At 70.0% G+C, this 5732-nt stretch carries 5 protein-coding genes; 2 read left to right on the forward strand and 3 right to left on the reverse strand.

Features of this window, described 5'->3' with window-relative positions; genetic code table 11:
* Positions 1-196: 196 nt before the first annotated feature.
* Positions 197-1540, reverse strand: coding sequence for a UDP-glucose/GDP-mannose dehydrogenase family protein (locus tag B7767_RS16410; RefSeq protein WP_085572841.1), 1344 nt, complete (start codon positions 1538-1540; stop codon positions 197-199).
* A gap of 181 nt (positions 1541-1721) precedes the next feature.
* Here B7767_RS16410 and B7767_RS16415 point away from each other — a divergent pair, with 181 nt between their 5' ends.
* Positions 1722-2879, forward strand: a complete 1158-nt coding sequence (locus tag B7767_RS16415; protein WP_085572842.1) for an acyl-CoA dehydrogenase — start codon at positions 1722-1724, stop codon at positions 2877-2879.
* A 75-nt stretch (positions 2880-2954) separates the two neighbouring features.
* Here B7767_RS16415 and B7767_RS16420 read toward each other — a convergent pair whose 3' ends face one another.
* Positions 2955-4118, reverse strand: coding sequence for a phosphatidylserine/phosphatidylglycerophosphate/cardiolipin synthase family protein (locus tag B7767_RS16420; protein WP_085572843.1), 1164 nt, complete (start codon positions 4116-4118; stop codon positions 2955-2957).
* A 170-nt stretch (positions 4119-4288) separates the two neighbouring features.
* Here B7767_RS16420 and B7767_RS16425 point away from each other — a divergent pair, with 170 nt between their 5' ends.
* Positions 4289-4657 (forward strand): four-helix bundle copper-binding protein, encoded by a 369-nt coding sequence (locus B7767_RS16425; protein WP_085572844.1) that lies wholly within the window; start codon positions 4289-4291, stop codon positions 4655-4657.
* Positions 4658-4711: 54 nt separating this feature from the next.
* On the opposite strand, the gene B7767_RS16430 is transcribed toward B7767_RS16425, so the two are convergent.
* A partial coding sequence (locus B7767_RS16430) for an LCP family protein (RefSeq protein ID WP_085572845.1) occupies positions 4712-5732 on the reverse strand: 1021 nt, incomplete at its 5' end.

A 5732-nucleotide genomic window follows, 5' to 3' on the forward strand; every position in this document is an offset into this window, starting at 1 on the left:
GGCGGTGTGGCGTCGGCCGTGTGCCGCGCCGCCGTGGCCGGTCGCGCCCGCGCGGCGGTAGCCGCACGGTCGGTACGGTCCCGCGCCCCTATAGGGCGCGTAGCCGCGCCGTGTTCGCGCGTGGTTTGGCAGAATGCGGCAAGGCGCCGGTTCGGCCGACTGAGCCTCGGCCGAACCGGCGTCACCCGCTTGCCGACTACGCGGTGGGGCGTCCCATCGCGCGGTAGCGCCAGCCGGCCCGGCGCCACACCTCCGGGTCGAGCGCGTTGCGGCCGTCGAGGATCAGCCGCTCCGCCGCCACCTCGCCCAGCGCCGCCGCGTCCAGCTCGCGGAACTCCCGCCACTCCGTCAGGTGCAGCACGACGTCCGCGCCGCGCACCGCCTCCAGCGCGGAGTCGGCGTAGCCCAGGGTCGGGAAGAGGCTGCGGGCGTTGTCCATGCCCTTCGGGTCGTACACCGTGACCTGGCCGCCCTGGAGGTGGATCTGCCCGGCCACGTTCAGCGCCGGCGAGTCCCGGACGTCGTCCGAGTCCGGCTTGAAGGTCGCGCCCAGCACCGCCACCCGCTTGCCGAGGAAGGAACCCCCGCCCAGAGCCTGTCGTGTCAGCTCCACCATCCGGCCGCGCTGGCGCATGTTGATCGAGTCGATCTCCCGCAGGAACGTCAGCGCCTGGTCCGCACCCAGCTCACCGGCGCGCGCCATGAACGCCCTGATGTCCTTCGGCAGGCAGCCGCCGCCGAAACCGATCCCGGCCCGCAGGAACTTCGCGCCGATCCGGTCGTCGTAGCCGATGGCCTCCGCCAGCTTGGCGACGTCACCGTCCGCGGCCTCGCACACCTCGGCCATCGCGTTGATGAACGAGATCTTCGTGGCCAGGAAGGAGTTCGCCGAGGTCTTCACCAGCTCCGCGGTCGCGAAGTCGGTCACCACGAACGGCGAGCCCTCCTCGACCGGCGTGGCGTACACCTCCCGCAGCACCTTCTCCGCCCGCTCACTGCGCACGCCCACCACGATCCGGTCGGGGCGCAGCGTGTCCTGCACGGCGAAGCCCTCGCGCAGGAACTCGGGGTTCCACGCCAGCTCCGCGTCCTCCCCGGCCGGGGCGTGCTCGGCCAGGTAGGCGGCCAGCCGGTCGGCCGAGCCGACGGGCACCGTCGACTTGCCCACGACCAGCGCGGGACCCTTCAGGTGCGGCGCGAGCGAGGCGATCGCGGAGTCGACGTACGACATGTCGCAGGCGTACTCGCCGTGCCGCTGCGGGGTGTTCACGCACACGAAGTGGACGTCGCCGAACTCCCCGAGCTCGGCCCAGTCCATCGTGAACCGCAGCCGCCCGCTGGACCCCTCGATCCCGGCCACGTGCTTGCGCAGCAGCTCTTCCAGTCCCGGCTCGTACATCGGGACCTCACCGCGCCGGAGCTTGTCGATCTTCTCCGGTACGACATCGAGGCCCAGCACCTCGAACCCCAGCTCCGCCATGGCCGCCGCGTGGGTCGCACCGAGATAACCGGTGCCGATCACGGTGATCTTGAGGGCCATGAGTGCTCCAGGGGTATACGGCATGCAGTGCGGGCCCGAGCATAACCGGGGGCACGGAACCGTCACCGGTGGGCTGTCGCCCAGCTCACCTATCCACAACCGTGGATGACGCTCTAAAATTTGAGTTACTTAACGGTAGTTAGCGTGACCAGCATCGCAGCGTTTTGGAGCGTGAGAGACCTTGGCCGGATCGGCTGACTTCGACCTGTACCGCCCGTCCGAGGAGCACGACATGCTCCGTGACGCCGTCCGCTCGCTGGCCGAGGCGAAGATCGCGCCGTACGCCGCCGCGGTGGACGAGGAGGCCCGCTTCCCCCGGGAGGCCCTGGACGCGCTGACCGCGAACGACCTGCACGCCGTGCACGTGCCCGAGGAGTACGGCGGCGCGGGCGCGGACGCCCTCGCCACGGTGATCGTGATCGAGGAGGTGGCCCGCGTCTGTGCCTCCTCCTCGCTGATCCCGGCGGTGAACAAGCTGGGCTCGCTGCCGGTGATCCTCTCCGGCTCCGAGGCGCTGAAGAAGAAGTACATGACCCCGCTCGCCAAGGGCGACGGCATGTTCTCGTACTGCCTGTCCGAGCCCGACGCCGGCTCGGACGCGGCCGGCATGAAGACCCGGGCGGTCCGCGACGGCGACTCCTGGGTCCTGAGCGGCGTGAAGCGCTGGATCACCAACGCCGGCGAGTCCGAGTACTACACGGTGATGGCCGTCACCGACCCCACCAAGCGCTCCAAGGGCATCTCCGCCTTCGTCGTGGAGAAGTCCGACGAGGGCGTCTCCTTCGGCGCCCCGGAGAAGAAGCTCGGCATCAAGGGCTCCCCGACCCGCGAGGTCTACCTGGACAACGTCCGCATCCCCGCCGACCGCATGATCGGCGAGGAGGGCACCGGCTTCGCCACCGCGATGAGGACCCTGGACCACACCCGCATCACCATCGCCGCCCAGGCCCTCGGCATCGCCCAGGGCGCCCTCGACTACGCCAAGGGCTACGTCAAGGAGCGCAAGCAGTTCGGCAAGCCGATCGCCGACTTCCAGGGCGTCCAGTTCATGCTCGCCGACATGGCCATGAAGATCGAGGCCGCCCGCCAGCTCACCTACGCCGCCGCCGCGAAGTCCGAGCGCGGCGACGCCGACCTCACCTTCCAGGGCGCCGCCGCCAAGTGCTTCGCCTCCGACGTCGCCATGGAGGTCACCACCGACGCCGTCCAGCTCCTCGGCGGCTACGGCTACACCCGCGACTACCCGGTCGAGCGGATGATGCGCGACGCCAAGATCACCCAGATCTACGAGGGCACCAACCAGGTCCAGCGCATCGTCATGGCCCGCAACCTGCCGTAACGGCCGGCGGGCCGGAGGGAGCGGAGGGCGTCCGGGGGCCGGGCGCCCTCCGCCCCCTCCGGCCGGCGTGCGCCGTCACAGGAAGCGGCGGATCGGGGTGACCGCGGCCTCGGCGAGGCGTTCGGTCAGGGGGCGGCGCCTCCAGCGGGCCGGGTCGACGGGCTCGCTCAGCTTGCGGTCGGCGTCGAAGTCGGCGTCCAGCTCGGCCGTGAAGTCCTCGTCGAGGACGGCCAGCATGACCTCCTCGTCGTGCTCCAGGGAGCGGCGGTTGAAGTTGGTGGAGCCGATGAGGGAGCAGACGCCGTCCACGGTGATGACCTTCGTGTGCAGCATGGTCGGCTGGTACTCCCGCACCTCCACCCCCGCGTCGACCAGGGTCTGGTAGTGCTGCCGGCCGGCCAGCCGGCAGGCCCGCTGGTCGGTGTGCGGCCCCGGCAGCAGGATCTCCACCCGTACGCCCCGGCGGGCGGAGGCGGCCAGGAGGTCGATGAAGTAGGTGTCGGGCGCGAAGTAGGCCGTGGACAGCCGGAAGCGCTCCCGCGCCGAGGTGATCATGACGCGCAGCAGTGTCTGCATGTCCTGCCAGCCGAAGCTGGCCGAGCCCCGTACCACCTGGACCGTGGCGTTCCCCGGCTGTTCCTGGGGGGTGAAGCGGTCGTGTTCGTCGTACAGCTCGTCGTGGCACTCGGCCCAGTTCTGGGCGAAGGCCGCGGCGATCCCGTCCACGGCGGGCCCCCGGACCCGTACGTGGGTGTCGCGCCACTCGTCGGGGCCGCGGGCGTCGCCGCACCACTCCTGGGCGATGCCGACGCCCCCGGTGAACGCGGTGTGCTCGTCGGTCACCAGGACCTTGCGGTGGCAGCGGTGGTTCTGCCGCATCGGTGACAGATGGAGGGGCTTGCGGAACCAGGCCACCTGGACGCCGGCGTCGTCCATGGCGTCCAGCAGCTCCGGCTCGATCTCCTTGGCGCCGAAACCGTCCAGCAGCAGCCGTACCCGGACCCCCGCGCGGGCCCGCTCGGCCAGGGCGTCGGCGAACTCCCGCGCGATGTCGCCGCGCCAGTACACGAACGTCATCATGTCGACGGTGTGCTCCGCGGCGCGGACGGCCTCCAGCATGGCGGGGAATATCCGGTCGCCGTTGCGCAGCGGCACGAGTTCGTTGCCCTCGGTCGCGGCGATGCCGATGAGCCGTTCCAGCCGTCTGCGCAGCCGCTGTCTCTCCGCCTGTGGTGTCATGCGAGCCCTCCCCTGAGTCGTCCGTACCCGCCCCACCCCTTTTTTCCGCTGCCGGTGTTTCCAAGCAGGGGTGTGATCCGGTCCCTTCCTGTGGTGGTCATGGGGTCAGGGGCGTAGGACGGAGAGGGCGGGGGCCGGGCCCCGGCCCTCTCCGTCCCCTGGGAGGAACCATGACCCAGCAGCAGCCGACCACCACGGAACCGATGAGCCAGCAGATGCAGGACTGCATCCAGGCGTGCATGGCCTGCCACGGTGTGTGCGAGGAGACCATGAGCTCCTGTCTGCAGATGGGCGGCCAGGCCCAGATGCAGATCATGCGGGCGCTCATGGACTGCTCGGAGATGACCCGCATGTGCGCGGACATGATGATGCGCCGCTCGCCGCTGGCGAACGAGATGTGCATGATGTGCGTGCAGGCCTGCGACATGTGCGCCGAGGCGTGCATGTCCATGCCGGACGACGAGCGGATGACGCGCTGCGCCGAGTCCTGCCGCCGCTGCTCCGAGATGTGCCGCGCCATGGCGGGCGCCACGATGTGACGCCGTCGCCGGACACGACCGTGGGCACCCCGCAGGGGGTGCCCACGGCCGGTCTCAGTTGCCCTTGACGGTGACCTTCTCGTCGTTGTTCAACTGGCTCACCAGCTGCTTCACCTTCGCCTTGTCCCAGAGCAGGTTGCCGCCGGTGGAGCCCGCGATCGGCATGTTCATGGACGTGCCCTCGCCGCCGCTGACGCCCTTCATCGACCAGAACATGTCGGCCAGGTCGAACAGGCCCATCTCCTTGTCGACGATCAGGGAGTCCAGCCCCGCGCCCATGGTCGGGTAGAGCTTGAAGGGGTTGAGGACCGTGCCCGGCGTGGCCACCTGGTTGGCGAGGGCGGAGAGGAACTTCTGCTGGTTCTTCGTACGGTCCAGGTCGGAGCCGGCCAGCGCGTACCGGGTGCGGACGAAGGCGAGGGCCTCCTCGCCGTTCAGGGTCTGCTTGCCCTTCTTGAGGTCGGCGCCGGACTTGGTGTCCTTGATGTCCTGCGGGATGTCCATCTCGACGCCGCCGACCGCGTCCACGATGTTCGCGAAGCCGGCGAAGCCGATCTCCACGTAGTGGTCGATGTGCAGGCCGGTGTTGAACTCGACCGTGCGGACCAGCAGTTCGGGCCCGTCCTCGGCGTAGGCGGCGTTGAGCTTCACCTGCCGCCCGGTCGCGGGGTAGGTCTTGCCCGACTCGGAGCCCACGAAGGACGGGATCTCGACGTTCGAGTCCCGGGGCAGCGAGATCAGGGTGGGGCCGTTGTCGCCGGTGTGCAGGATCATCATCGAGTCCGTGCGCTTGCCGTCGGCGGACCCGGTGTGCAGGTTCTTCTTGTCCTCGGCGGACAGGCCCTCACGGCTGTCGGAACCGACGATGAGGTAGTTGGTGCCCTCGCCCTTCTCGGGCCGCTCGATCACCTTCGACAGGTCGACGTCGCGGTTGAGCTTGGAGTCGGCCCAGAAGTACGTGCCGACGGTCGTCACGACCAGCACGGTGACGACGCTGATCGCCGTCCACTTGATGCGGCGGCGCCAGTCCGGCGCGGGACGCTGCGGGGCGTAGCCGTCACCGCCCGGCCCGCCG

Source organism: Streptomyces sp. 13-12-16 (assembly GCF_002114215.1).
Taxonomy (GTDB): Bacteria; Actinomycetota; Actinomycetes; order Streptomycetales; family Streptomycetaceae; genus Streptomyces.